Origin of the sequence: Rhizobium mayense (assembly GCF_030272705.1) — a bacterium.
In the GTDB taxonomy this organism is placed as follows: domain Bacteria; phylum Pseudomonadota; class Alphaproteobacteria; order Rhizobiales; family Rhizobiaceae; genus Rhizobium; species Rhizobium mayense.
On the sequence record NZ_JARFYM010000009.1, the window covers coordinates 68175 to 92058 of the forward strand.

Annotated in this window: 26 protein-coding genes; 19 read left to right on the forward strand and 7 right to left on the reverse strand. The window is 60.1% G+C overall.

The features are described from left to right. Positions 1-51: 51 nt before the first annotated feature. Together PY649_RS13440 and PY649_RS13445 are read left to right on the forward strand one after the other, a co-directional pair. Entirely contained in the window at positions 52-903 is an 852-nt protein-coding gene (locus tag PY649_RS13440; RefSeq protein ID WP_285868946.1) for a 23S rRNA (adenine(2030)-N(6))-methyltransferase RlmJ, read from the forward strand. Between the two features lie 31 nt (positions 904-934). After that, complete coding sequence (locus tag PY649_RS13445) at positions 935-1531, forward strand: glutathione S-transferase (RefSeq protein ID WP_285868948.1); 597 nt, start codon at positions 935-937, stop codon at positions 1529-1531. Between the two features lie 12 nt (positions 1532-1543). Here PY649_RS13445 and PY649_RS13450 read toward each other — a convergent pair whose 3' ends face one another. Next, positions 1544-2446 (reverse strand): LysR family transcriptional regulator, encoded by a 903-nt coding sequence (locus PY649_RS13450; RefSeq protein ID WP_285868949.1) that lies wholly within the window; start codon positions 2444-2446, stop codon positions 1544-1546. Between the two features lie 123 nt (positions 2447-2569). Between PY649_RS13450 and PY649_RS13455 the strand changes: the two genes are divergently transcribed. Then, a complete protein-coding gene (locus PY649_RS13455) occupies positions 2570-3412 on the forward strand; it encodes an oxidoreductase (RefSeq protein ID WP_285868951.1) in 843 nt (280 codons plus the stop codon). A gap of 74 nt (positions 3413-3486) precedes the next feature. Here the strand turns inward: PY649_RS13455 and PY649_RS13460 are convergent, their stop codons facing one another. Further along, positions 3487-4119 carry an outer membrane protein gene (locus PY649_RS13460; RefSeq protein ID WP_285868952.1) on the reverse strand — a complete coding sequence of 211 codons (633 nt, stop codon included), beginning with the start codon at positions 4117-4119 and terminating at the stop codon, positions 3487-3489. A 365-nt stretch (positions 4120-4484) separates the two neighbouring features. Between PY649_RS13460 and PY649_RS13465 the strand changes: the two genes are divergently transcribed. The 5 genes from PY649_RS13465 (at position 4485) to PY649_RS13485 (ending at position 8820) form a co-directional block, all read left to right on the forward strand. Further along, entirely contained in the window at positions 4485-5252 is a 768-nt protein-coding gene (locus PY649_RS13465; RefSeq protein ID WP_285868953.1) for an SDR family oxidoreductase, read from the forward strand. Beyond that, positions 5249-7291, forward strand: a complete 2043-nt coding sequence (uvrC, locus tag PY649_RS13470; RefSeq protein ID WP_285868954.1) for an excinuclease ABC subunit UvrC — start codon at positions 5249-5251, stop codon at positions 7289-7291. The genes PY649_RS13465 and uvrC overlap by 4 nt, the downstream gene beginning before the upstream one ends. A gap of 211 nt (positions 7292-7502) precedes the next feature. After that, positions 7503-8090, forward strand: a complete 588-nt coding sequence (gene pgsA, locus PY649_RS13475; RefSeq protein ID WP_285868955.1) for a CDP-diacylglycerol--glycerol-3-phosphate 3-phosphatidyltransferase — start codon at positions 7503-7505, stop codon at positions 8088-8090. Continuing rightward, positions 8090-8344: a molybdopterin converting factor subunit 1 gene (moaD, locus tag PY649_RS13480; protein WP_285868956.1), complete on the forward strand. Its 255-nt coding sequence runs from the start codon at positions 8090-8092 to the stop codon at positions 8342-8344. The genes pgsA and moaD overlap by 1 nt, the downstream gene beginning before the upstream one ends. A gap of 5 nt (positions 8345-8349) precedes the next feature. Further along, positions 8350-8820, forward strand: coding sequence for a molybdenum cofactor biosynthesis protein MoaE (locus PY649_RS13485; protein WP_285868957.1), 471 nt, complete (start codon positions 8350-8352; stop codon positions 8818-8820). 56 nt (positions 8821-8876) lie between these two features. Here PY649_RS13485 and PY649_RS13490 read toward each other — a convergent pair whose 3' ends face one another. After that, entirely contained in the window at positions 8877-9467 is a 591-nt protein-coding gene (locus PY649_RS13490; protein ID WP_285868958.1) for a TetR/AcrR family transcriptional regulator, read from the reverse strand. 100 nt (positions 9468-9567) lie between these two features. On the opposite strand from PY649_RS13490, the gene PY649_RS13495 reads away from it, so the two are divergent. Continuing rightward, on the forward strand, positions 9568-10623 hold the full coding sequence (locus tag PY649_RS13495) for an aldo/keto reductase (RefSeq protein WP_285868959.1): 1056 nt from the start codon (positions 9568-9570) through the stop codon (positions 10621-10623). A 158-nt stretch (positions 10624-10781) separates the two neighbouring features. On the opposite strand, the gene PY649_RS13500 is transcribed toward PY649_RS13495, so the two are convergent. Beyond that, complete coding sequence (locus PY649_RS13500) at positions 10782-11678, reverse strand: branched-chain amino acid ABC transporter permease (protein ID WP_285868960.1); 897 nt, start codon at positions 11676-11678, stop codon at positions 10782-10784. 64 nt (positions 11679-11742) lie between these two features. Between PY649_RS13500 and PY649_RS13505 the strand changes: the two genes are divergently transcribed. Beyond that, positions 11743-12294, forward strand: a complete 552-nt coding sequence (locus PY649_RS13505; protein ID WP_285868961.1) for a CGNR zinc finger domain-containing protein — start codon at positions 11743-11745, stop codon at positions 12292-12294. Then, the gene (locus tag PY649_RS13510) at positions 12291-12800 is read left to right on the forward strand and encodes a hypothetical protein (protein ID WP_285868962.1); all 510 of its coding nucleotides are present in this window, start codon (positions 12291-12293) and stop codon (positions 12798-12800) included. Before PY649_RS13505 ends, PY649_RS13510 begins: the two co-directional genes overlap by 4 nt. Before the next feature lie 73 nt (positions 12801-12873). Here PY649_RS13510 and ndk read toward each other — a convergent pair whose 3' ends face one another. Beyond that, positions 12874-13296 carry a nucleoside-diphosphate kinase gene (ndk, locus tag PY649_RS13515; RefSeq protein WP_285868963.1) on the reverse strand — a complete coding sequence of 141 codons (423 nt, stop codon included), beginning with the start codon at positions 13294-13296 and terminating at the stop codon, positions 12874-12876. A gap of 272 nt (positions 13297-13568) precedes the next feature. Then, positions 13569-13934: a winged helix-turn-helix transcriptional regulator gene (locus tag PY649_RS13520; RefSeq protein ID WP_285868964.1), complete on the reverse strand. Its 366-nt coding sequence runs from the start codon at positions 13932-13934 to the stop codon at positions 13569-13571. Between the two features lie 347 nt (positions 13935-14281). On the opposite strand from PY649_RS13520, the gene PY649_RS13525 reads away from it, so the two are divergent. The 8 genes from PY649_RS13525 (at position 14282) to PY649_RS13560 (ending at position 23252) form a co-directional block, all read left to right on the forward strand. Next, positions 14282-14701 (forward strand): GlcG/HbpS family heme-binding protein, encoded by a 420-nt coding sequence (locus PY649_RS13525; RefSeq protein WP_285868965.1) that lies wholly within the window; start codon positions 14282-14284, stop codon positions 14699-14701. 36 nt (positions 14702-14737) lie between these two features. Next, positions 14738-15757, forward strand: coding sequence for a zinc-binding alcohol dehydrogenase family protein (locus PY649_RS13530; RefSeq protein WP_285868966.1), 1020 nt, complete (start codon positions 14738-14740; stop codon positions 15755-15757). Between the two features lie 193 nt (positions 15758-15950). After that, positions 15951-16457, forward strand: a complete 507-nt coding sequence (locus PY649_RS13535; RefSeq protein WP_285868967.1) for a hypothetical protein — start codon at positions 15951-15953, stop codon at positions 16455-16457. A 49-nt stretch (positions 16458-16506) separates the two neighbouring features. Continuing rightward, on the forward strand, positions 16507-18396 hold the full coding sequence (locus PY649_RS13540; protein ID WP_285868968.1) for an ABC-F family ATP-binding cassette domain-containing protein: 1890 nt from the start codon (positions 16507-16509) through the stop codon (positions 18394-18396). A 106-nt stretch (positions 18397-18502) separates the two neighbouring features. Next, positions 18503-19393, forward strand: coding sequence for a polysaccharide deacetylase family protein (locus tag PY649_RS13545; protein ID WP_285868969.1), 891 nt, complete (start codon positions 18503-18505; stop codon positions 19391-19393). A gap of 123 nt (positions 19394-19516) precedes the next feature. After that, entirely contained in the window at positions 19517-21577 is a 2061-nt protein-coding gene (locus PY649_RS13550; RefSeq protein ID WP_285868970.1) for a prolyl oligopeptidase family serine peptidase, read from the forward strand. A 133-nt stretch (positions 21578-21710) separates the two neighbouring features. Then, positions 21711-22634, forward strand: coding sequence for a Gfo/Idh/MocA family protein (locus tag PY649_RS13555; RefSeq protein WP_285868971.1), 924 nt, complete (start codon positions 21711-21713; stop codon positions 22632-22634). Positions 22635-22706: 72 nt separating this feature from the next. Continuing rightward, positions 22707-23252 (forward strand): GrpB family protein, encoded by a 546-nt coding sequence (locus PY649_RS13560; protein ID WP_285868972.1) that lies wholly within the window; start codon positions 22707-22709, stop codon positions 23250-23252. A 154-nt stretch (positions 23253-23406) separates the two neighbouring features. Here PY649_RS13560 and PY649_RS13565 read toward each other — a convergent pair whose 3' ends face one another. Beyond that, positions 23407-23856 (reverse strand): DNA polymerase III subunit chi, encoded by a 450-nt coding sequence (locus tag PY649_RS13565; protein ID WP_285868973.1) that lies wholly within the window; start codon positions 23854-23856, stop codon positions 23407-23409. Positions 23857-23884 lie beyond the last annotated feature (28 nt).

The window sequence follows — 23884 nt, forward strand, 5'->3', positions numbered from 1 at the left end:
CAAAAGGCATAATCTGGCCCATCGCAACAATTCATGCGGACTTCACCGACAATGAACTATCGGCATATCTATCACGCGGGCAATTTCGCCGATGTGCTGAAGCACGCGGTGCTTGCCCGCCTCGTCCGCTACATGCAGAACAAGGACAAGGCCTTCCGCGTCCTCGACACCCATGCCGGCATCGGCCTCTACGATCTCTCTTCGGAAGAGGCACAGAAGACGGGCGAATGGCGAGACGGGATCGGCCGGCTCTTGGAAGCCGAGCTCGTGCCGCAGGTTGCCGGCCTGCTGGAGCCCTTTCTGACCGCTGTCCGCGAGCTCAATCCCGAAGGCGGGCTGCGGTTCTACCCCGGCTCGCCAAAGCTCGCCCGCATGCTGTTTCGCCCACAGGACCGGCTATCGGCGATGGAGCTGCATGCGGAAGATTTCCAGCGGCTGCATCGGCTGTTCGAGGGCGATCACCATGCGCGCATCACCGAACTCGACGGCTGGCTGGCGCTCGGCGCGCATCTGCCGCCGAAGGAAAAACGCGGCATCGTGCTCGTCGATCCGCCTTTCGAGGAAGACGGCGAATATGAGCGGCTGGTGGACGGCCTTGCAAAAGCCTGGCGCCGCTTTCCCGGCGGCACCTATTGCCTATGGTATCCGCTCAAGAAGGAGGCACCCATCAAGGCTTTTCACGAGGCATTGCAGGCATTGGAAATCCCCAAAATGCTTTGCGCCGAACTGGCGGTCAAAAGCGATCGTGGTTTCACCGGCCTGACCGGCTCAGGACTCATCATCGTCAACCCACCGTTTACGCTGAAGGACGAACTGCATGCCTTGCTGCCGGCCCTGAAGGAAATGCTGGCGCAGGATCGTTTCGCCTCGCAACGCGCCTTCTGGCTGCGCGGCGAACATTGATATTTCTTTCGCACATCGCACAGGTGATCTCATGAAACTTCTCTGCGCACCCGCTTCCCCCTTTTCCAGCAAGGTACGGATGGCAGCGCGCCATCTCGGCATCGAGCTCAACGAAATCCGTGTCGATACCAATGCCGGCCCAGCCGTGCTGATCGACAATAATCCGCTCGGCAAGATCCCGACATTGCTGACCGACGACGGTGAAGCGATCTTCGACAGCCGCGCCATCATGCACCATTTCAACCGCCTGAAGGGCAAGAAGCTTTATCCCGCCAAGGACAGCAAGCGCACTGAGGCCGAGGTGCTGGAAGCGCTATGCGATGGCACCAACGAGTGCCTCCTGTCGATCGTCTACGAACGACGTTTCCGCGAACAGGAGAAGCAACATCAGCCTTGGATCGACCGGCAATGGACGAAAGTGAGCCGCACGCTCACCCATCTCAACGCCGAACCGCCGAAGATCGGCAAGAAACTGCATGGCGGGCATTTCGCTTTGGCCTCCATGCTGGGCTATCTGCAACTGCGATTTGAGGGACAGTGGGAAGCGGACCACGCTGACCTGATCGATTGGGCACGCAAGTTCGAAAAGCATTTTCCGGACTATCAGGCGATGAAGCCGCAGGGCTGACACTGTCCCGGCTCAGCTTTGGCGGACACCGTCGGTCTTTACGAAATCGACAAAGGCGCGCAAGGCCGTCGGCAATTGCCGGCGGCTCGGATAATAGAGGAAGAAGCCGGGATAATACGGGCACCAGTCCTCCAGGACGCGGATCAGCCGGCCATCCTGCAAAGCCGGCAGCGCGAGATCCTCGAACATGAAAGCAAGACCGGAGCCGTTGACGGCAGCGTCGAACATCATATCGAGATCGCCGAGCGTCAGCGGCCCCTGTACCTCGATCTCCAACTCGATACCCCCGCGTTCGAACTCCCAGCGATAATAGGTGCCGCTCGGGAAACGGTAGCGGATGCAGGGGTGATCTTTCAGATCATGCGGCGTCACCGGTTTGGGAAAACGTTCAAAATGGTCGGGCGACCCAACGATCGCTGTCCGTTGACGAGGGCCGATGGCGATGGCGATCATATCGGCGGCGATGCTTTCTCCGAACCTTATGCCGGCATCAAAACCGCCGGAGACGGTGTCCACCAGCCCATCGTCGACCACAATCTCCATTTCAACGGCCGGATAAGCCCTCAGGAATCGTGACACGATCGGCAGCAACACCATCTTGGTGGCGGGGCGCGGGGTGTTGATGCGCAGCTTGCCGTAGGGCTGGCCGCGGAATTTATCGAGATCGTCGAGCGCATCGTCGATATCGAGGAAAGCCGGGCGGATGCGCTCGAACAGGCGCTCGCCGGCCTCCGTCAACCCCACTCCACGGGTGGTGCGATTGACCAACCGCACGTCCAGCCGCTCCTCGATCGCCCGCAGCGAATGACTGAGCGCGGAAGCCGTCACGCCGAGCTCTACCGCGGCCTTGCGAAAGCTGCGGTGTTGGGCGATGGCCAGGAAGATTGCCAGATCGGTCGAACGAATGCGTCGCATTGATGAGATTTTCTCAGTACTCCATGGAGAAGAAAGTAGATTATCTCAACGACGCCATCAAGCTACCTTTCTCCTGCAAGCGAATTCCATCCGAGGAATTGCAAATCCACGAAGGAGAAAGTCATGCGCGTTTGGTTCATTACGGGTGCTTCCCGCGGCTTCGGCGCCCTCATTGCTCAGGAAGCCCTCAATGCCGGCGATGCCGTTGTCGCCACGGCCCGTAACCCGGCCGGCCTGGTGGAGAAATTTGCCAATCATCCAAACCTCCTGTCCGTCGCCCTCGACGTTTCGAACGAGGCGCAGGCCCATGAAGCTGCAGCGGAGGCCGTCAAGCGCTTCGGCAGGATCGACATCCTTCTCAACAACGCCGGCTACGGCCTGCTGGGTGCAGTGGAAGAGGCAACGGCAGAGGAAATCGAGAAGCTCTATGCCACGAACGTCTTCGGTCTGCTGAAGGTTACCCGCGCCGTGTTGCCGCACATGCGCCGGCAGCGTTCCGGTCACGTGATCAACACTTCCTCGATCGGTGGCTACCAGAGTTTTCCCGGTTGGGGCATCTATTCCTCGACGAAGTTCGCAGTCGAAGGCCTTTCCGAAGCAATGGCGGCGGAACTGCAGCCGCTCGGCATCAAGGTCACCGTCGTCGAACCCGGCTTCTTCCGGACCGACTTCCTCGACGAAAGCTCGCTCGCCGTCAGCCCGAGCTCGATTGCCGACTACAAGGACACGCCTGCCGGTGCCATGCGCGATTTCGCAGCCGGCCACAATCACGGCCAGCCCGGCGATCCGACACGGCTTGCAAAGTCGATGATTACGCTTGCACATTCGGCCAACCCGCCGCTGCGCATGCCATTCGGCACCGATACGATCGGCGCAATTGAGGCCAAGAATGCGTATGTCGCCAAGGAACTGGCCGATTGGCATGAACTGGCCGCCTCAACGGACTTCCCGAAGGAAGTCGCATAAATATTCAGAAGCATAAAACGGAAAGAGCCGGGGCATGAACCCCGGCTCTTTCGTCAGATTATGCCATCAAATTATCAGAACTTGACGCCGATACCGACCTTGACGCTGTTCTCGTCGTAACCGCGCGAGAAACTGCCGGAGTCGAGGTGGAAATCCTTACGACCGTAGTCGGTGAAGCGATACTCGAGACGAGCGGTAATGTTGTTGGTGATGAACGTTTCAGCGCCGGCGCCGACCGTGTAACCAACAGCCGTCTTGCTTTCAGACGAAGTAGCGTCTTCGAGCTTGTTCTGGCCGATAGCCAGACCAGCGGTGCCGTACAGCATGAACGGGTTGAAGTCGTAACCGATGCGACCGCGAACCGAGCCGTTTACGCCGTTCTTGGCGGTGAGGCCATTGCGGGTTGCTTCGGAGTCGGCGTAGCCGAGGTCACCTTCAACACCATATACGATCTGGCCCTGCTGCCAGTTGTAGCCGGTGAAAGCCGAGCCACCCCAGGCATAGGAGTTACCGTTGTGGTTGAAATGACCCATGTTGTAGCTGCCGGTGCCACCGATGTAGAAGCCCGACCAGTTGTTGACAGCCGGCGGAGCCTCCTGGGCGACGGGCGGTTGCGGAACCTGCTCCACAGCATCGGCTGCATGAGCCGCAGTGAAGCCCCCGAGAGCGAAACCAGAGACCATGAGGGTCGCAATAAGAGTACGCATACTTTTCTCCTTTCAGTCCCGTGTACTTCGTCTACTGTCCTTGACTTCGAAGCACCACGAGCAATTACTAAATGTCCCTCCCGGATCGGCACTGAAATTGGAATGCAATTGAGGAATTCGGAGAGCTAAAATATGATATCATTGTGGCACAGAGGCGGCTGAATTTGGATGTTGCTTGAGCGCAACAGAGGAATTGTTAACCCTAACGATTAATTAAAGAGCGTATACTTATTTGCGTCGAAATATAACCGAAGTTTTACATAAGTCACGCGCGCCACTTCGTCTTGCAGAAGCACCTTTTCATATGGTGTATCGACGCCCTATATGAGCCCTAGTTGGGTAATGGCGACGAAAAAGGCAACATCTTGAGCCAGGAAAAACTACGCACCGCCCTGATAACGGGTGCATCAAAAAGAATAGGTCGCGCGATCGCAGAGGATTTGTCGGCTAACGGCTTTGCGGTGGCGCTGCATGCCAATCAATCGTTCGCCGAAGCCACCGAGCTTGTGGCGAAATTGCGGCAGCAGGGCAAAAAGGCGGTTGCGATCAAGGCCGACCTGCAAAATTCGGCGGATACATCGATGCTGATCGAAAGGGCCTTTGCGGAGCTGGGACCGCTGGATCTTCTGGTCAACAATGCCTCCGTTTTCCAGGGCGATTCCGCCGATCATTTCGACGCTGAAGCCTTTGATGCGCATTTCGCCGTGCATGTTCGCGCGCCTTCGATTCTTGCGGCCGATTTCGCGCGGCAGCTTCCCGAGCGTATTCCGGGGCTGATCGTCAACATGGTCGACCAGCGCGTGTGGGCGCTGAACCCGCGCTTCTATTCCTATACGCTGTCCAAGGCTGCACTTTGGACGGCCACCAAGACGATGGCGCAGAGCTTCGCGCCACGCATCCGCGTCAATGCCATCGGCCCGGGTCCGACGGTGCGCAGCGTCCGCCAGACGGAAGAGGACTTCCAGGCGCAGATCGATGGGCTCATACTGAAGGCGGCGCCCGGGCTCGAGGAATTCGGCCGTACCGTCCGCTTTCTTTTTGACACGCCTTCGATCACGGGCCAAATGATAGCGCTCGATGGCGGCCAGCATCTTGCCTGGGAAACGCCTGATGTGGCGGAGAGCATGGAATGAACGGACGAAAGCTGCCCGACGGCGGCATTCTCTATGACGAATCAGAGGACATTGAAGACGACATCGAGGCGGAAGGCGATGCCGGCGCCTCCCCTGTCGCGCCCGTTGACTGGAACGAAGGCGGCAAGAACGAAACCGGCCTTCGGGGTGCCGAGCTGATCGCGGAATTCGTCAAGCGCCTGCCGAACAATCCCGGCGTCTACCGCATGTTCAACGAGGACGGCGACGTGCTCTATGTCGGCAAGGCACGCAGCCTGAAGAAGCGCGTCGCCAACTATGCGATGGGCCGGGTGCATTCCAACCGCATCGCCCGCATGGTGCGTGAAACCGCCAACATGGAATTCGTCACCACCCGCACCGAGACCGAAGCGCTGCTGCTGGAAGCGAATCTCATCAAGCGCTTACGGCCGCGCTTCAACGTATTGCTGCGGGACGACAAGTCCTTTCCCTACATTCTCATTACCGGCGACCATCGGGCGCCCGCGATCTTCAAGCATCGCGGCGCGCGTGCCCGCAAGGGCGATTATTTCGGTCCTTTCGCCTCGGCCGGCGCCGTCGGCCGCACCATCAATTCGCTGCAGCGCGCCTTCCTGATCCGCACCTGTACCGACAGCGTTTTCGAGACCCGCACGCGGCCCTGCCTGCTCTATCAGATCAAGCGCTGCTCGGGCCCCTGCACCCGTGAAATCAGCGATGAGGGCTATGCGGAGCTGGTGCAGGAAGCGAAGGACTTCCTGTCCGGCAAGAGCCAGAACGTCAAGGCGCACATGGCGGAGGCAATGAACGTTGCCGCCGAAGACCTCGATTTCGAGCGTGCCGCCATCTATCGCGACCGACTGGCGGCACTATCGCACGTGCAGAGCCATCAGGGCATCAATCCCGCCGGCGTCGAAGAGGCCGATGTCTTCGCAATCCATCACGAAGGTGGCATCTCCTGCATCCAGGTCTTCTTCTTCCGGACTGGTCAGAACTGGGGCAACCGCGCCTATTTCCCGAAGGCCGACCCGTCGCTTTCCGGCGCCGAGGTGCTGAACGCGTTCCTTGCGCAGTTCTACGACGACAAGCCGGTGCCGCGGCAGATCCTGCTGTCGGAGACCGTCGAGGAGATCGAGCTGCTGGCCGCCGCGCTCAGTGAAAAGGCAGGCCACAAGGTCACTATCCTGGTGCCGCAACGCGGCGAGAAGCGCGATCTGGTCGATCATGTCGTGGCCAACGCCCGCGAGGCGCATGGCCGCAAGCTCGCCGAGACGGCGTCACAATCGCGGCTGCTCGAAGGCTTCAAGGAGACATTCCAGCTTCCCTGCGTGCCGCAACGCATCGAGATCTATGACAACTCGCACATTATGGGCACGAACGCGGTTGGCGGCATGGTGGTGGCCGGGCCGGAAGGGTTCGTCAAAGGCCAGTACCGCAAGTTCAATATCAAATCGACCGACATCACGCCCGGTGACGATTTCGGCATGATGCGCGAAGTCATGACCCGGCGCTTCTCCCGCCTTTTGAAGGAAGAGGGAAAGCCGGATCGAAGCGCGAATGCGGAGACTGCAGCCGTTGACGCTGCGGATCGACCCTTTCCCGCCTGGCCGGACGTCATCCTCATCGATGGCGGACAAGGCCAGATGACGGCGGTGCGCGCCATTCTCGAAGAGCTCGGAATTACCGACAGCGTCATTGCCATAGGCGTCGCCAAGGGTGTCGACCGCGACGCCGGACGCGAACGCTTCTTTGCGCCCGCCCGCGAGAGCTTCACCCTGCCGCCGCGCGATCCTGTGCTCTACTTCATCCAGCGCATGCGCGACGAGGCGCACCGTTTCGCCATCGGCTCGCACCGGGCACGGCGCAAGAAGGAAATGGTGAAGAACCCGCTGGACGAAATCGGCGGCATCGGCCCTTCGCGCAAGCGGGCGCTGCTGCAACATTTCGGCACCGCCAAAGCCGTGTCGCGCGCGGCGCTCTCCGACCTGATGGCCGTCGAAGGCATATCGGAAGCCGTGGCGCGGCAGGTCTACAATCATTTTCACGAGGACGCCGCGAAATAAAAAAAGCTGGTCGCAAATTCCACGCAATGACGATGAAAAAACGGAAACAATATTGACGGTAAGGTCCTCGAACCGCCATCTAGGACATGATCCCCAAAAGTGCGGAACGGTTTTTGGATAAGATCATGCTAAATCAAATAGCTGGAACGAGCTGACGCCTTAGGGACAAGGCCGTTTTAGTCCAGTGAGACAACCGAACGAAACGATTTCCATGGCTTCGCGCACATACAGCATTCCCAATCTGCTCACCTATGGCCGCATCCTTTGCGTACCGTTGATTGTCCTGTGCTTTTTCATCGAGGGCAAACTGGACAGCTCCGATTTCGCACGCTGGGTGGCGCTGTGGATTTTTATCATCGCCTCGATCACCGACTTCCTGGATGGCTATCTCGCGCGCATCTGGAATCAGACCTCGAATATCGGCCGCATGCTGGACCCGATCGCCGACAAGCTGCTGGTCTCGGCGATCCTATTGCTGGTCGCAGCCGACGGCACGATCGCCGGCTGGTCGCTCTGGGCCGCCATCATCATCCTTTGCCGCGAAATCCTGGTCTCGGGCCTGCGCGAATATCTGGCGGCGCTGAAGGTCAGCGTGCCGGTGACGCGCATCGCCAAATGGAAGACGACTGCGCAGCTTGTCGCCATCGCCTTCCTGCTGGCTGGGCCGGCCGGCGACAAGGTGGTACCCTATACGACGGAGATGGGCATCATCCTGCTCTGGATCGCAGCGCTGCTGACCATCTACACCGGCTATGATTATTTCCGCGCCGGCTTGAAGCATGTGGTGGATGAGGAATGATGACGAAGCTCGTATATTTCGCCTGGGTACGTGAACGGATCGGCAAGGGTGAGGAAGAGATTTCACTTCCCGCCGAGGTGATCACCGTTGGCGATCTCCTGAATCATTTGCAGACGTTGGGCGAGGAATACGAGACCGCGCTTCAATTTCCGGAGGCCATCCGCGTGGCCATCGATATGGAACATGTCGATCATGACGAGCCGATCGCCGGAGCCCGCGAGATCGGGCTATTTCCGCCGATGACCGGTGGGTGATGACCATGGCTGCGGTGCCGATTATCAGCGTTCAGCGTGAGGATTTCGACCTTCAGGCCGAGATCGACCGCCTCACGAATGGACGGCGCGATGTTGGCGCAGTCGTCACTTTTTCCGGCCTCTGCCGCGACGAAGGCGGTACGCTCGGCGCGCTGGAACTCGAACATTATCCCGGCATGGCGGAGGCAGAGATCACCCGCATTGCGAAGCTCGCCATCGAGCGCTTCGAGCTTCGCGGCCTGACCGCCATTCATCGCTACGGCAAGATTGCCCCGGGAGAAAACATCGTCCTCGTCGTTGCCGCCGCCTCACATCGGCAAGCCGCCTTCGACGGCGCCAATTTCGTCATGGATTTCCTGAAGACCTCAGCGCCTTTCTGGAAAAAGGAACATGCGAAAGACGGCAAGGAAGGCGATTGGGTTTCGGCCAAGGACGCAGACGACGCCGCGCGGGCCAAATGGGCCGGTGAGAAATAGGCGCAGAGCAAAATTACGCTATCGGATAGCAAATGCCACCACTGCGGCTTTTGGCCCTAAGCGGACATCGGATTCGCATCCATGATATTCTCAATCGCTGCCCTTTCAGTGAGGATTGCGCCTACGACGACCTTGAAGAGATCTTTGCTTCGGGATGCGAATGAGGGCTGATCGCCGATCCAACCCAGCGCGCCGATCAGCGCAAACAGGTCGTTCCCGTTTAGGTCGCGACGAGCCACTTGATCCGCTTGCGCCCGTTCCAGCAGACGCGCGCCTGCCCTGCGCAGATCGTCACAGGAAGCATGGAGCGCGGACTCGGGGTCGGCCATCGCCGAGGCCATCATGCTCACGACACCGCTATAGACCTGCACGAAACCAACAGCATCACGCAACCAGATGACGAGAGCGTCTGTTGATGACATTGACGCTTCGAGCGTATCCGCTCTCTGTGCCAATTCCTCCAAACTCTTGCGCAACAGCGCATCCAGCAGCGCTTCGCGTGTCGGAAAGTGACGTTGCAGCGTTGCCCAGCCGATATTCGCCCTGCGTGCGATGTCGCGCAGCGATGCGTTGACCCCTTGCTCCGCAACGACATCGCGGGCGATCAAAAGCAAGTGATTGTAATTTTCCCTGGCATCGGCGCGCATCGGCCCTCCTTGACAAACGGGCCATTGGCCCATTTATATGGATCAGTGGCCCGCTTAATCTAGCGCGACCACGATACGATCCACAAGAAGGAATGTTCTTTTGCGTTATAGGCTCTTTGGTAAAAAGACGGGATTGAGGGTTTCCGAATATGTCCTCGGGACGGCGAACTTCGGCACGGCCTGGGGCGGACACGGCGCCGACCCGGCAGAATCGCGTCGCATCATCGACGCATATGCCGATGCCGGCGGCAACTTCATCGATACGGCCAATGGTTACCAGGAGGGCCAGTCTGAAGAGTTTCTCGGCGACCTGCTGACCGGGCGGCGAGACGAGTTTGTCCTGTCGACGAAGTTTGCCGTCAAGACGAACGCCCAGTCCGGTATTCTTGTTACCGGCAACAGCCGCCAGGCCATGGTCTCCTCGGTGGAGGCGAGCCTTAAGCGCCTGAAGACCGATCGCATTGATCTCTTCTGGGCGCATGTCTCTGACGGTGTGACGCCGCTTGAAGAGCTGGTTCGCGGCTTCGACGATCTCGTTCGGGCAGGAAAAATTCTTTACGCCGGGCTTTCGAATTTTCCGGCCTGGCGAGTCGCCCGCGCTGCGACCATTGCGGAGCTCCGCGGCTCGGTTCCGATCGCCGGCATCCAGGTCGAGCATAGCCTTGTCCAGCGGGCGACCGAGCAGGAGCTCATACCTGCCGCACAGGCGCTTGGCATCGGCGTGGTCGCCTATTCACCACTTGGAGGGGGCGTCCTGACCGGCAAATACCGCCAGGGAAAAGACAACGCCCGGCGTGACGAAGCCTGGGCTGGTGCGGGTTTTCAGCCGGAAAATAGCCCGCAACGCACGGCGATCATCGACACGCTCATTGCCGTCTCAGAAGAGATCGGCGTGACGCCTGGAGAGACGGCGATTGCCTGGGTCGCAGCAAAAGGATCTCTTCCCATCATCGGGCCGCGGACGCGATCCCAACTTGACGGCAATCTCGCCGCGTCAAGGGTCAGCTTGACACCCGAACAGATGGCCCTGCTGGATGGGGTCAGTGCCATTCCCCGAGGCTATCCCTACACTGTCCTTGACGATCCTCGCATTCAAGATCTTATCACGGGCGGTAAGACGGATCAGATCAACGCGCCTGCTGAACCCGTCGCTTAAGCCTTGCTACGGGCACGCTCTCAATCGTGATAAGGCGTTCATCGGCCGCTCCGTCGGCCGATGGGCCGCCGTGCGGGAAGGTCTGCTCCTGGCGCGAAGCCGTCGTAACGGGGTGGTTATGACTGGTGGCATTTGCAACCCAATTTGGCACAATTGCTTTAGGGAACCACACGCTCCCGCCGGCTCAGTACCAGCAGCAGGACAAGCAGCGAGAAGATCACGAAATCGCGCCACAGGAACGGCCCATAGGCACCCCACATGGTCTCGAACAGGCCAAGCAAGGCCGCGCCGCCTGCCGATTTCAACGGATCGGAATAGCCGCCGACGGCGGCAATCATCAGCACCTTCAATCCGAACATCAGGCCGGCGCCGAAATCCATCGTGCCGTAATAGGACGTCGCCAGCAGGCCGCAGACGGTTGCGACCAACGCCGAGGCGACATAGGCCAAGAGGAAGACGCGATTGGCGCTTGTGCCGCAAAGCTCGGCGGCCAGCGCATCGTCCGTCACCGCCCGCCAGACACGGCCCCATCCGGTATATCTGAGGACATAAGCCCCGCCGAGGATCACCAGAACCATCAACGCCGTGTTGATGAGCTGGATCTCTGTCAGCGTTACCTGGAAACCGCCGCTGTTCCAGAAGACGATCATGTCATTCAGGAAGGGCGGCAGCCAGATCCCGCGCGTATTGGACGCCAGCCGCGCCGTTTCCATCAATATGATCATCATGCCAAGCGCCGCGACGATGATCGTGTTAGGCGATTTGCGCGACAGCGGCAGCATGATCGAGCGGCCGATGAGAAAGCTCGTTCCCAAGGTATAGGCGAGCGAAATGGCCGCACCAAAGGCGAGCGCGGCCGGCAGAATGAGAAATATCCTCGTGTAGCCAACGTCGGTAAACAGGACCAGCATCTGGCCGGCAAAGGCAAAAAGAGCTCCATAGGTGATGTCGGCCCGCTTCATCACACCGAAGGCAAGGGCATAGCCGAAGGCCAGCGCCGCATAGAGCGCGGCGAGCGGAACGGCGTTCGCCAATTGCTGCAGGAGATAGGCCATGGAACCTCCGGATGTCGACGAATAATAACTAGTAAAATCCATTTTACCAGTTATAATTTTAAGTATGAGCTTTTCCTGGACCCCACATCGATTTTCCGGTGGCGCGTTGGCGCTGGATGTCGCCAACAGCGTCATCCTGCGCCATGACGACGAGCGGCGCGCCGATCGTTTCGAGGCGCAGGGACAGATGGAGAGTTTTCCGAAAGCGGCGGCGAATTTCTGCGCCGAGCGGGCTTTGTTCGGCGATATCCTGCCGGTGCGGCAGGAAAACAAATCCGGCTTCATTGAACTGCGTGAGGCGATCGACCGCTATTTTCGCGCGCGCGTTCTCGACCGTGATGTCGAGGCGTTGCTCGCCGATTTGCTGGAGGCCCTTTCAAAGGTGCTGCGACGGGCTGTCTCGCCAGATGGGCTCGACGCCGCGACGGTGCATTCGACGCTACGTCTTATTGCAATGCCCGATCCGGATCGCATGAAAATCTGCCGCAACTGCGGCTGGCTGTTCATCGACCGCAGCAAGAACAAGAGCCGGGCCTGGTGCGACATGGCGGTCTGCGGCAACCGCGCCAAGGCAAACCGGTACTATCGCCGCAAGAAGGAGGAGAGCCCACCATGAAAACCAAGGCGATCTTATTGATGGCCGCAATTGCAGGCCTGACGCTCGCCAGCTGCCAGCGGCAGGCCGATAGCGGCCCGACCGAGCTCAGCGGCCGGCTCTTCGTCTTCAACTATCGCGTCGCGAGCGCAAGCTACATGATCACGCTGAAGAAGATCGCACCGATCCCCGAAGGCACGACGGCAGTCGCGGAATTTGAAAACCCGATGGGTGGCGATCCCCTGGTGGTGCGCGAGAAAATCTATACGTTCTGGGACAAGATCACGCTTGAAAGCCCAGATCTGCGCTGTGTGCGCAAGGACCGCCCCTATTCCGTCTCGATCAAGCTGGTCGATGCCAGCGACAAGACGCTCCAGACCATCAAGACCGAAGTGAAATCCGATCTCGACCAGACCGTATTGCCGACAAGGCCGCTCGTGGTCGGCCCGAGCTATACGAAGAACCCGGATGTTTTCAAAGCCGATGGCAGCATCGACTATGGCCATGACGAGGCTTGTCCGGCATGAAAAAGCCGGGGCGTCTGACCCCGGCTTTCTTCTATTAATTCAATTGTTTCAGCGCGCAGGCTGAATGACTGATTCAGCCAACGATTTCGGTTTCGGAGAACCAGTAGGCGATTTCGATCGCAGCGGTTTCCGGAGCGTCCGAGCCGTGAACGGAGTTTTCGCCGATCGACAGAGCGTGGATCTTGCGGATCGTGCCTTCAGCAGCATTGGCAGGGTTCGTCGCGCCCATGATTTCGCGGTTCTTCAGGATCGCGCCTTCGCCTTCGAGAACCTGAACGACCGTCGGGCCGGAGGTCATGCCTTCGACGAGTTCACCGAAGAAAGGACGTTCCTTGTGAACGGCGTAGAAGCCTTCGGCTTCGCGCTTGCTCATCCAAACGCGCTTGGAAGCGATGACGCGCAGGCCGTTGTCCTCAAAAATCTTGGTGATGGCACCGGTCAGGTTACGCTTGGTTGCGTCCGGCTTGATCATCGAAAAAGTGCGTTCAATCGCCATGGGTCAATTCCTTGTCGTCAGAGAAAAGTGGGCGGTCTTTACCCGCCCCACAGCCTGAAAACAAGGGGGATGCGCCAATTTCACGCTGCTGTCACAGTCTGGATGATCGATTCGAAGCCAACCAAAGGTGACCCGCCAACGGGAAACCGCCACGGGGCTCGCTCTGAATTATTTATAGAATAGCGATTGAGCGCCGTCAGCCGCACCGTAGAAAGTGTCGGAGGCGGTCACACAGCGAGCAACGGAGAGCGGCCCATACCACATCCGGACAATCAGGCGGCGTTTGCGGCTGTGGGCTTGCCGAAGCGGCCGATATTGCCGTCACCCCAGGCCTTCAGTGCGATGAGGATCGGCTCGAGGCTCCTGCCGAGTGGCGAGATGCTGTACTCGACCTTGGGCGGGACCTGCGCGTAGACCTTCCGCTCGATGAGGCCGTCCTCCTCGAGCTCGCGCAACTGGTTCGTCAGCGTCCGTTGAGTGACACCGCTGACCTGCCGGCGGATCTCGTTGAAACGCATCGTACCGCCCAAAAGGTGGAAAAGGACGACGCACTTCCACTTACCGTCGATCAGGCTGATGGCGGCTTCCACCGAGCAGCCGGGATTGCAGTCGAAACGCGAATGGCGGACCTTGGCCATGACGGTATCCTTCTGAAAGGTACATGCATGTTGGCATGTACCACTCGCATTTGCGTAATGGAATTCGGATGCCGCTGCAAGGCGTCTCGTCGCTGCCGCGGAGGCGCCATCGGTGCAGCCTCCACTTCGACGGCTCCAAGGGACCGTTACGCAAACCACTGATATAAAATAGACTTTCGAGTTACATGGCTGCCGGCGCAGCCGATCGACGGTATCCAGAACGATACTATAGGCAAACGTTGTGCGTATCCCTCGATTGGGCAGGAACCGCTACATGGCGCTCACTGGAAGGATGTTCCGGCCACCGCCGGTATCCGGGAAACACCAGCAGCGCAAAGGAATGATCCATGTCGGAAAACAGTTTTACATCCCGTTCGATCACCCGCGAGGCCGCCGCAAGGCTGATCGCAGAGACCATCGCCGCCGCTGCACGCGTCGGCTTCGAGCCGGTCATCGCCATCGTTGACGCCGCAGGCAACCTGAAGGCGTTCGAACGCAGCGACAGAAGCTCGTACCTGGCGGTCAACATCGCAATCGACAAGGCCTACACCGCAGCCTCGTTCGGCCTGTCGACCGCCCAGTGGGTCGACCTGCTGGACGACCGCGGTGCGTCGAACCTCAGGCATGTTCCCCGCGTCATGGCGGCTGCAGGCGGCTTCCCGATCATGGAAGGCGGCGCGATTATCGGCGGCCTCGGGATTTCCGGCGGCAGCTGGGCCCAAGACCAGGAAGCCGGCGAGGAAGCGCTGCACAAGTTCGGCCAGTGACTCGACACACCACGTTCAAATCGAAGGGAAATTCCCATGAAAGCAGTCGGATACAAAACCCCGTCGCCGATCACAGCGTCGGATTCGCTCGTCGACATCGACCTTCCGAAACCTTCCCCCGAAGGCCGTGACCTTCTCGTCGAGGTCAAGGCCATCTCGGTGAACCCGGTCGACTACAAGGTCCGCCGCAGCACGCCGCCGGCGCCGGGTGCGGAGTGGAAGGTCGTCGGCTGGGACGCGGCCGGCATCGTTGCCGCCGTCGGCCCCGAGGTGACCAAGTTCAAGGTCGGCGACGCGGTCTGGTATGCGGGCTCGATCACCCGGCCCGGCACCAATGCCGAATTCCACCTCGTCGACGAACGCATCGTCGGCCGCAAGCCCGCCAAGCTCGGCTGGGCGGACGCGGCAGCTCTGCCGCTGACTTCGCTCACGGCATGGGAGGCCTTCTTCGACCGCCTCGAGGTGAAGAAGCCGGTGCCTGGTGCCGCGCCCGCTATTGTCGTCATCGGCGGTGCCGGCGGCGTTGGATCGATCGCCATCCAGATTGCTCGTCAGTTCACCGATCTGACGGTGATCGCGACCGCCTCTCGGCCGGAGACGCAGGCATTCGTCCGCTCGCTCGGCGCCCACTACGTCATCGACCACGCAAAGCCGCTCGCCCAGCAGATCGCCGCGCTCGGCATCGGTGCGCCCGCCTTCGTGTTCTCCACGACGCAGACGAAAGAACACGTCAGCGAGATCGCCGAACTGATCGCACCACAGGGACGCTTCTGCTTGATCGACGATCCGGCCGGATTCGACATCATGCTGTTCAAGCGCAAGGCGGTGTCGATCCACCACGAGCTGATGTTCACCCGGCCGATCTATGGGACGCCCGACATGGGCGAGCAGGGCTGGATCCTCGACGAGATTTCCGCTGCCGCTGACGAAGGTAGGATCCGGACGACCGCGACACAGCATCTCGGGCCGATCGACGCCGAAAACCTGAAAAAGGCACATGCGCAGCTCGAAAGCGGATCGACGATCGGCAAGGTCGTACTCGAAGGCTTCGCCTGATCCTGAATCCCAGCGACGGCCTGCTAGGGGCCGTCGCTCCGCGAGCCACTGTTCCTCGATACAGTCACGCGTTGCCCGATTGTCTAATTTTGCTGCAAGATCACGCCGATATGAAGCTGCGTTCATGTCGTATTAACCTGCGGGCTTGCAGGTTGACGAAATATATCAGTTGGCGGGTCATCAGAGAGTAGGCATGAAGAGTTCGCAGGCAGATGTTTCAGCATATCCCATCGGCAATGACGACAGCGAGACAACCACCGATCTCGAGATGATCGGCCGCCACATGGCCAAGCTGAGGGTCAAGGCCCTGCCCCGCAACTACCAGCTTTTCCATGAGGCGCTCCACGGTTCGGATCGCAGGATCGCCAGCGAGATCGCGGCGCTCGGCCCTGCCCCATCGCAAGCCAGTCTCGACGAGATCGGCTTGAAATATCGCCTCGTCAGCCATTGCGGCCTGGTCGCCCGGAAATCCGAGACCGATGCCGCCGAGATGCTGCGCGAGGTCGCCGATCAACTGGCCGAGGGGCTGGTGAAAAAACAGAGCTTCGCTGGCAAGATCGAAATAGCCCCACATGCCGCCGCAGCGATGGACAGCCTCAATGCGTTCCTCAGCAATCTGCTGCTCTACGAAACCGAACTGACGGAGAGGCTGAAGGACTGTGCCAGCTTGCCGCCACAAGCAAGCGACAGTCGCGCCTAAGCGCTCTCCGGCTCTTGCCTTCGGCGCGGAGTTCGGCCAAAACCGCGCCATGATTTCGATTTCTGAGCTTTCCGCCCGCATTGCCGGCCGCCTCCTCATAGACAATGCCAGCGTGACGCTTCCGGCGGGTACGAAGGCGGGGCTTGTCGGCAAGAACGGCGCAGGCAAGTCGACGCTGTTCCGCGTGATCACCGGCGATCTCGCCGCCGAGAGCGGCTCGGTTTCCATCCCGCGCAATGCCCGCATCGGTCAGGTGGCGCAGGAAGCGCCTGGCACAGAAGAGCCGCTGATCGAGATTGTGCTGAAGGCCGATAAGGAACGCACCGCCCTGCTCGCGGAAGCCGAAACGGCGACCGATCCACATCGCATCGCCGACATTCAGACGCGACTTGCCGATATCGGCGCGCATTCCGCCGAGGCGCGCGCCGCCAGTATCCTGGCCGGCCTCGGTTTCGACCATGACGCACAGCACCGCCCGGCCTCCTCCTTTTCCGGCGGCTGGCGCATGCGCGTGGCGCTCGCTGCCGTGCTGTTTTCCGAGCCGGACCTGCTGCTGCTCGACGAGCCGACCAACTATCTCGACCTTGAAGGCACGCTGTGGCTGGAGGACTATATCCGCCGCTATCCGCACACGGTCATCATCATCTCGCATGACCGCGACCTCCTGAACACGGCCGTCAATTCCATCGTCCATCTCGACCAGAAGAAGCTCACTTTCTATCGCGGCTCCTACGACCAGTTCGAGCGGCAGAAGGCGGAAGCCGACGAACTGCAGATGAAGGCGAAGGCGAAGAACGAAGCCGCGCGCAAGCACCTGCAGAGCTTCATCGACCGCTTCAAGGCCAAGGCGACGAAGGCGCGGCAGGCGCAATCGCGTGTCAAGGCGCTGGAGCGCATGGGCACGGTCGCCGCCGTCATCGAAGATCATGTGATGGGCTTTAGCTTTCCCGAGCCGGAAAAGCAGGCGGCCTCGCCGATCATCGCCGTCAGCGGCGGCGCGGTCGGCTACGAGCCCGGCAAGCCGATCCTGAAACGCCTCAACCTGCGCATCGACGCCGACGACCGCATCGCCCTCCTCGGTTCGAACGGCAACGGCAAATCCACCTTTGCGAAATTCGTTTCCGGTCGCCTCGATGCCGAAAGCGGCGACGTGAAGCTGGCACCGAACCTTAAGATCGGCTTCTTCGCGCAACATCAGCTTGACGATCTGGTCCCAAACCAGACGGCCGTCGAGCATGTGCGCCGCCGTATGCCCGACGCGCCGGAGGCGAAAGTACGTGCCCGCGTCGCCCAGATGGGCCTTGCGACCGAGAAGATGGATACGCAGGTGAAGGACCTTTCCGGTGGTGAAAAGGCACGGCTGCTGATGGGCCTTGCCGCCTTCGACGCGCCGAACCTGCTGATCCTCGACGAACCGACCAACCATCTCGACATCGACAGCCGCAACGCTCTGATCCAAGCGCTGAACGACTATTCGGGCGCGGTCATCCTGATCTCACACGACCGCCATCTGATCGAGGCGACCGTCGACCGGCTGTGGCTGGTGCGCGACGGCACGGTTTCCAACTTCGACGGCGACCTGGAAGACTATCGCAGCCTCGTTGTTGCCAGCCCGAAGCCCGGGGACGACAAGGCCAAGATGAACGGCGCCGACGATTCCGTCTCCAAGGCGGATCAGCGCAAGCTCAATGCCGACCGCCGCGCCTCGCTCGCGCCGCTCAAGAAAAAGATCAATGAAATCGAGTCTTTGACCGGCAAGCTGGAGAAACTGATTCAGGCGCTTGATGCGGAACTTGGGGATCCCTCTCTCTACGAGAAAGCCCCTGCCAAGGCGGCCGAAAAGGCCAAACAGCGCTCCGATGCGGCGGAAAAACTTGCCGCTGCCGAAGAGCAATGGCTCGAACTCTCTTCAGAATATGAGAGCGGGATGGCCGGTTAAAAACGGTTAATTCTGGGGCATCTCTACCCCAATCCTAACCGATCCTTAACCATAATCGGAAAAAATACGCTCAACATTTATTAACACATATTGTTGAGCGATTCCGATGCCTTACCGCCTTCTCCTGGCCGGCCTTGCCGTGTCCCTATCTCTTGCCGGCTGCGCCACAAAGCCGGGCAACGACGCGTCGCTGAAGACGAGTTATGCCGCGGAAGAGCCGCATCACAAGCGGTTGAAGGCCAACGACCCCGTCGAGATGGAGCCGACAAAATGGGCAGGCGCCGAGCTTGAAACCAGGGAAACGACCGATACCGGCGGCCCGCATCACCTGGCTGGACGCACGCTGGAAGTTGCCTCGCTGCACGACCTCAAGCTCGCCGACAAGGAAGTCATTCTGAGCTTCGACGACGGCCCCGCCCCGGGCAAGACCGAGCGTATCCTTGCGACGCTGGACAGATTCGGCGTCAAGGCGACCTTCATGATGGTTGGCGAAATGGCGCAAGCGCATCCGGCGACGGCCCGCAAGGTCCTTGCCGACGGCGACACCATCGGCAGCCACACCTTCCGCCATCCCGATCTCGACAAGATGAGCTTCGACATGGCGATGGCCGAGATCGCCCACGGCGAGCACGCTGTGGCCAAGGTCATCGGCACGGATGTCTCCTTCTTCCGCTTCCCCTACCTTGCCGATTCCAAGCGACTGCGCACCGCGGTCGCCATGCGCGACCTCGTCGTCATGGATGTGGATATCGACAGCAAGGACTATTTCAATTCGACGCCCTCCGCTGTCGTGGCGCGCACCATGGATCAGCTGCACAGGCGCGGCCGCGGCATCATCCTGATGCACGACATTCACTCACGCACCGCCACCATGCTGCCAACCCTTTTGACGCGCCTCGAAAGAGAGGGCTATAAGGTCGTGACGCTGAAGTACAAGGGCACTTCCGCACCGACAACGGATCTGGTTGCCGAGGCCAGCATCAGGCTTATGCGCTGAGAGCGGGATAAACCTGCAAAAACTGTGAGACCTAATACATTCGGGGAAGCCCTGTTGCTTCCCCGAATGTATTTTGATTTGATTATATATGATTCACTTCATCAATGGCGTATCAGGTACCTTATGAACCTCCATCTCGAGCATGCCGACGATCCCCTGACCCTGCAATTCGTCGCCGAGAGGGATGCACAATCTGAGCAGGCGCTGATGACGCCCGAATTCGAGGCGGACAGTGCTGCGATCAAAGCGCTGATCGAGCGTGAAGACCGGCTGATCCAGGCCGTACGTCGTGGCAAATGGCTGTTCGACTTCCATCGCAGCCCAAATCATCCCCTCGGCATGTGGTTCCGGCTGCCGGCCGATCTCACACCCTTGCCTGGTGCGCCTTGGGAACCGATCTTCGATCTCGACGCTTTCTGCGCGGCAGAGAACAAGCTCTGGCTCTGGCGTGGCGCGATCACCTGCCCCTGGGAGCCGACGCGGGTGCTGCTTTGCCTTTCCGATGGCGGTTCCGATCTTGGGCGTCTCCTGGAGTTCGATTGCGAAGCCAAGAGTATCGTCGAAGGTGGCTTCGACACGCCGCCGGCGCGTTGCCATGCGACCTGGCTCAGCCGGGACGAGATTGCCTATTTCGGCTCTATCGACCGTCTTTCCTCGACCCGCTCCGGCTGGCCCCGCGTCGGCCGCCGCCTGAAGCGCGGCCAAACGCCGGCAAAGGCACCCCTGCTCTACGCGACCGCCGACACAGACGTCTATGGTTCGTGCCTGGTCTTCGATCCGGTGCTCGCGGGCATTGCAAAGAAAGGTACGGCCAAACCCATCCGCCTGTTCATCACGGGCCATCAAATCGGCAGTTCCAGCGTTTTCGTCAAAGAACAGGATTTTTCGCTGCGGCGGATCGATCTGCCGAAGGATATCGACGTCCAACTCAGCTATTCCGATTGCCTCTGGCTCGCCAAGACCGATGAGCGCATACCCGCCGGCAGCCTGGCGATACAACCCCTGCCGCGGCTGGCGACCGATGCCGGCGCGGAGGCGATGCGCGTGTTGTTCGTGCCCGGCGAACGCCAGTCGGTGTCGCAATTCCTGCTGATGCGCGAATGGTGCGTCTTTGTCGTTTCGGACAACCTGCGGCCACGCCTTTTCGTCTTCGACCTGACCAAGGCGGATGCGGCGATCCAGGAAATCACGCTGCCGGCCGATGTCCAGACCGTAACGGTCTGGCCGCTTTATTCCGATCTGCATCTCGGCGATGACACGCTGCAGGTTTATGGCGAAGGCTTCCTGCAGCCGCCCTCCTGCTATCGCCTGGATCTTGCCGACCGCAGGAAGCCGCTTGAACTCGTCCACACGGCAAGTTCACCGGCCTATTTCGATACCGACGGTATGACCTCCGAATTGCTCGAAGCTACTTCCGACGACGGCACGAGGGTGCCGTACCGGCTGGTGCTACCGAAGACGTGGACCGATGGCGAACTCCCAGTCCTGATGTACGGCTATGGCGGCTTCGATTTCTCGGTCCGTCCACAGTATTCCGGCGTCATCGGCCGCTGGCTTGAACAGGGCGGCGCCTATGTGCAGGCCTATATCCGTGGCGGGGGCGAACTCGGCCCGAACTGGCATCGCGCCGCCAAAGGCCATGGTCGCCACAAGGCCTTTGCCGATTTTGTTGCCGTGGCGCGCGATCTCGTCGGGCGCGGCTACACCAAGCCGTCGCGCATCGCTTGCAATGGCGGCAGCAATGGCGGGCTGCTGACCGGCGTGATGCTGACCCGCTATCCGCGTGACTTCGGCGCGGTCTGGTGCCAAGTGCCGGTGCTCGACATGATCCGTTTCCATGTCTTCCCCGCCGGCCAGGCCTGGATCGACGAATATGGCAATCCCGACGATCAGACAGATCGGGACTACCTGCTTTCCTATTCGCCGGTGCAGAATCTAAAGCCGGCGTCGGAGATCACCTATCCGCCGATCTATATCGAAAGCTCCAGCAACGACGACCGCGTTCATCCCTCGCATGCACGGCGGTTTGCTGCGCGCATGGAGGATCTTGGCCATCATCCGCTGTTCCACGAATTCCACTCGGGCGGCCATGGCGGCGACGGCGCATCGACACAGCTCGCGGCGCGTATAGCGCTCGGCTACAGTTTCCTTCGGGAGACGATCGTGAAGCCGCACAACACCTGAGCGTATAGGCGGCGGGCAGGTATCATTGCGCTTCCAACCAGGCGCCGGACGAGATATTGAACACCGGCCTTGCCCACCTGCTGCATTCTGATTAAAGATCATACAAATAATCATACTAATCGAGAAACGCCCCATGTCCCCCATCAACCTCGCCATCGTCGGCGTCGGCAAGATTGTCCGCGACCAGCATCTTCCGTCCATCGCGAACAATCCGGATTTCAAACTGATCGCAACGGCAAGCCGCCATGGCACTGTCGACGGCATTCCGGCCTTCACGTCCATCGAGGCCATGCTGGACGCGGTTCCCGAGATCGATGCCGTCTCGCTCTGCATGCCGCCGCAATACCGCCACGAGGCCGCCTACAAGGCGCTTCAGGCTGGCAAGCATGTCTTCCTGGAAAAGCCGCCGGGCGCGACGTTGAGCGAAGTGGCAGATCTCGAGACGCTCGCCAAAACGAAGGGCGTTTCCCTGTTTGCGAGCTGGCATTCGCGTTACGCGCCCGCCGTCGAGGCCGCCAAGGCCTTCCTAGCCGGGACGGCGATCAAGAGCGTCCATGTCATCTGGAAGGAAGACGTGCGCCATTGGCATCCGAATCAGGAATGGATCTGGCAGGCCGGAGGTCTCGGCGTCTTCGATCCCGGCATCAACGCGCTGTCGATCGTCACGCACATCTTCCCGCCGCTCTTCCTGACGGGAGCTGTGTTGGAATTCCCCGAAAACCGCGATTCGCCGATCGCTGCCGATCTGCATTTCAAAAGCGCAGAGGGTCTGCCCGTACACGCCGAATTCGACTGGCGCCAGACCGGCAAGCAAAGCTGGGATATCATCGCCGAAACCGAGGCCGGCCAGATGGTGCTCTCCGAAGGCGGCTCGAAGCTTTCGGTGAACGGCGAACTGAAGTTCACCGCCCCCGAGGCGGAATATCCTTCGCTCTACCGCCGCTTCGCCGAGATCGTCAAAGCCGGCACGTCTGATGTCGACCTCGCACCGCTTCGCCATGTCGCCGACGCTTTCATGCTCGGCAAGCGCAAGTTCGTCGAGGTTTTCTACGACTAAACTCCATTGACCGATGAGATGCGCCGCGCGGAATGTTAACGTGGCGCATCTTCATTGTTCAGGAGGGTGGCGATGGCATCGGAAGGCGGGGAAACCTTCGGGTTGGGTGTGAAGCACAAGTTTGTCACGCTGGCCGAGCCGAACGCCCGATGGCAGGAGGCCTATGCGCAGGAGGAAGCCGCCATTCGCAGGGTGCTCGGCGATCTCGCCCTCGATATACAGCATTTCGGCAGTACGTCGATACCGGCCATCAAGGCGAAGCCGATCATCGATATCGCCATCGGCGTCGGGCGTTTCGACGACGGTTTCGACTGCATCAAGCCGATGGAAGAGCTCGGCTACGATTACGCCGGCAACAACATCGTTCCCAACGATCATATTTTCGGACGCGGCACCAAAGGCGAGACGCGCACGCACCTCGTGCACATCGTCGAACATGGCGGCGCCCATTGGAGCCGGTTTATCCTGTTCCGCGACAGGCTCCGCGCCCGACCCGATCTTGCCCAAGCATACGAGGCTCTCAAAATCGACTTGGCCGAAGAACACGCCGACAATCGCGCCGCCTATACGGAAGCGAAGAGAGCGTTTATCGATGAGATCGTTGCGAAGGGCGATTAAGCCTTACCGTCGCCCCAGTGGGGAGAAGGCCGCGCAGATTGAGGGGCATTGCCGGGAGAAGCGATGTTATTTGAAGATGGCGGCGTTTTAATATGCCGCGCCCCCTCATCCGCCCTAACGGGCGCCTTGTCCCCGAGGGGAGAAGGAAGATTGCTCAGGCCTTTTTCTCCCAGCGCCCGTCCTGAGTCTGCTGCCAATAGGTGAGATTATGTCCCTCGCCCTTCAGCTTCTTCCACTGCGCTCGGGTGCCTTCCAATTGCTCTTGATCATAACCGTCGAACATGAAGACGACGCGCTGATAGGTCTCGATCCCTGACGCTTCGGCGCCATCCACGAAGAAACGGACAATAGCTCTGTTCGGGTTGTCGGGCGAGACGGTCAGTAACACCGGCTGCTTGTCCGGCATCTCGCTTTCGTCCGTGCCATGCGGCAGAAAGCTGTCCTCACGATGGGTCCAGAGATGCGCATCAAGCGAGTCACGCCGCGCTGGCTCGCGCGTCTGGATGGCAACCTGCCAGCCGCGCTCGACACTTTTGTCGATCAAGGGCGGCAGGGCATCCTCCAGTTTCGATTCGGTCAGGTGATAGAAGAGAACGTCGGTCATGCCGTCCCTTCTATCTCAAACACCTTCG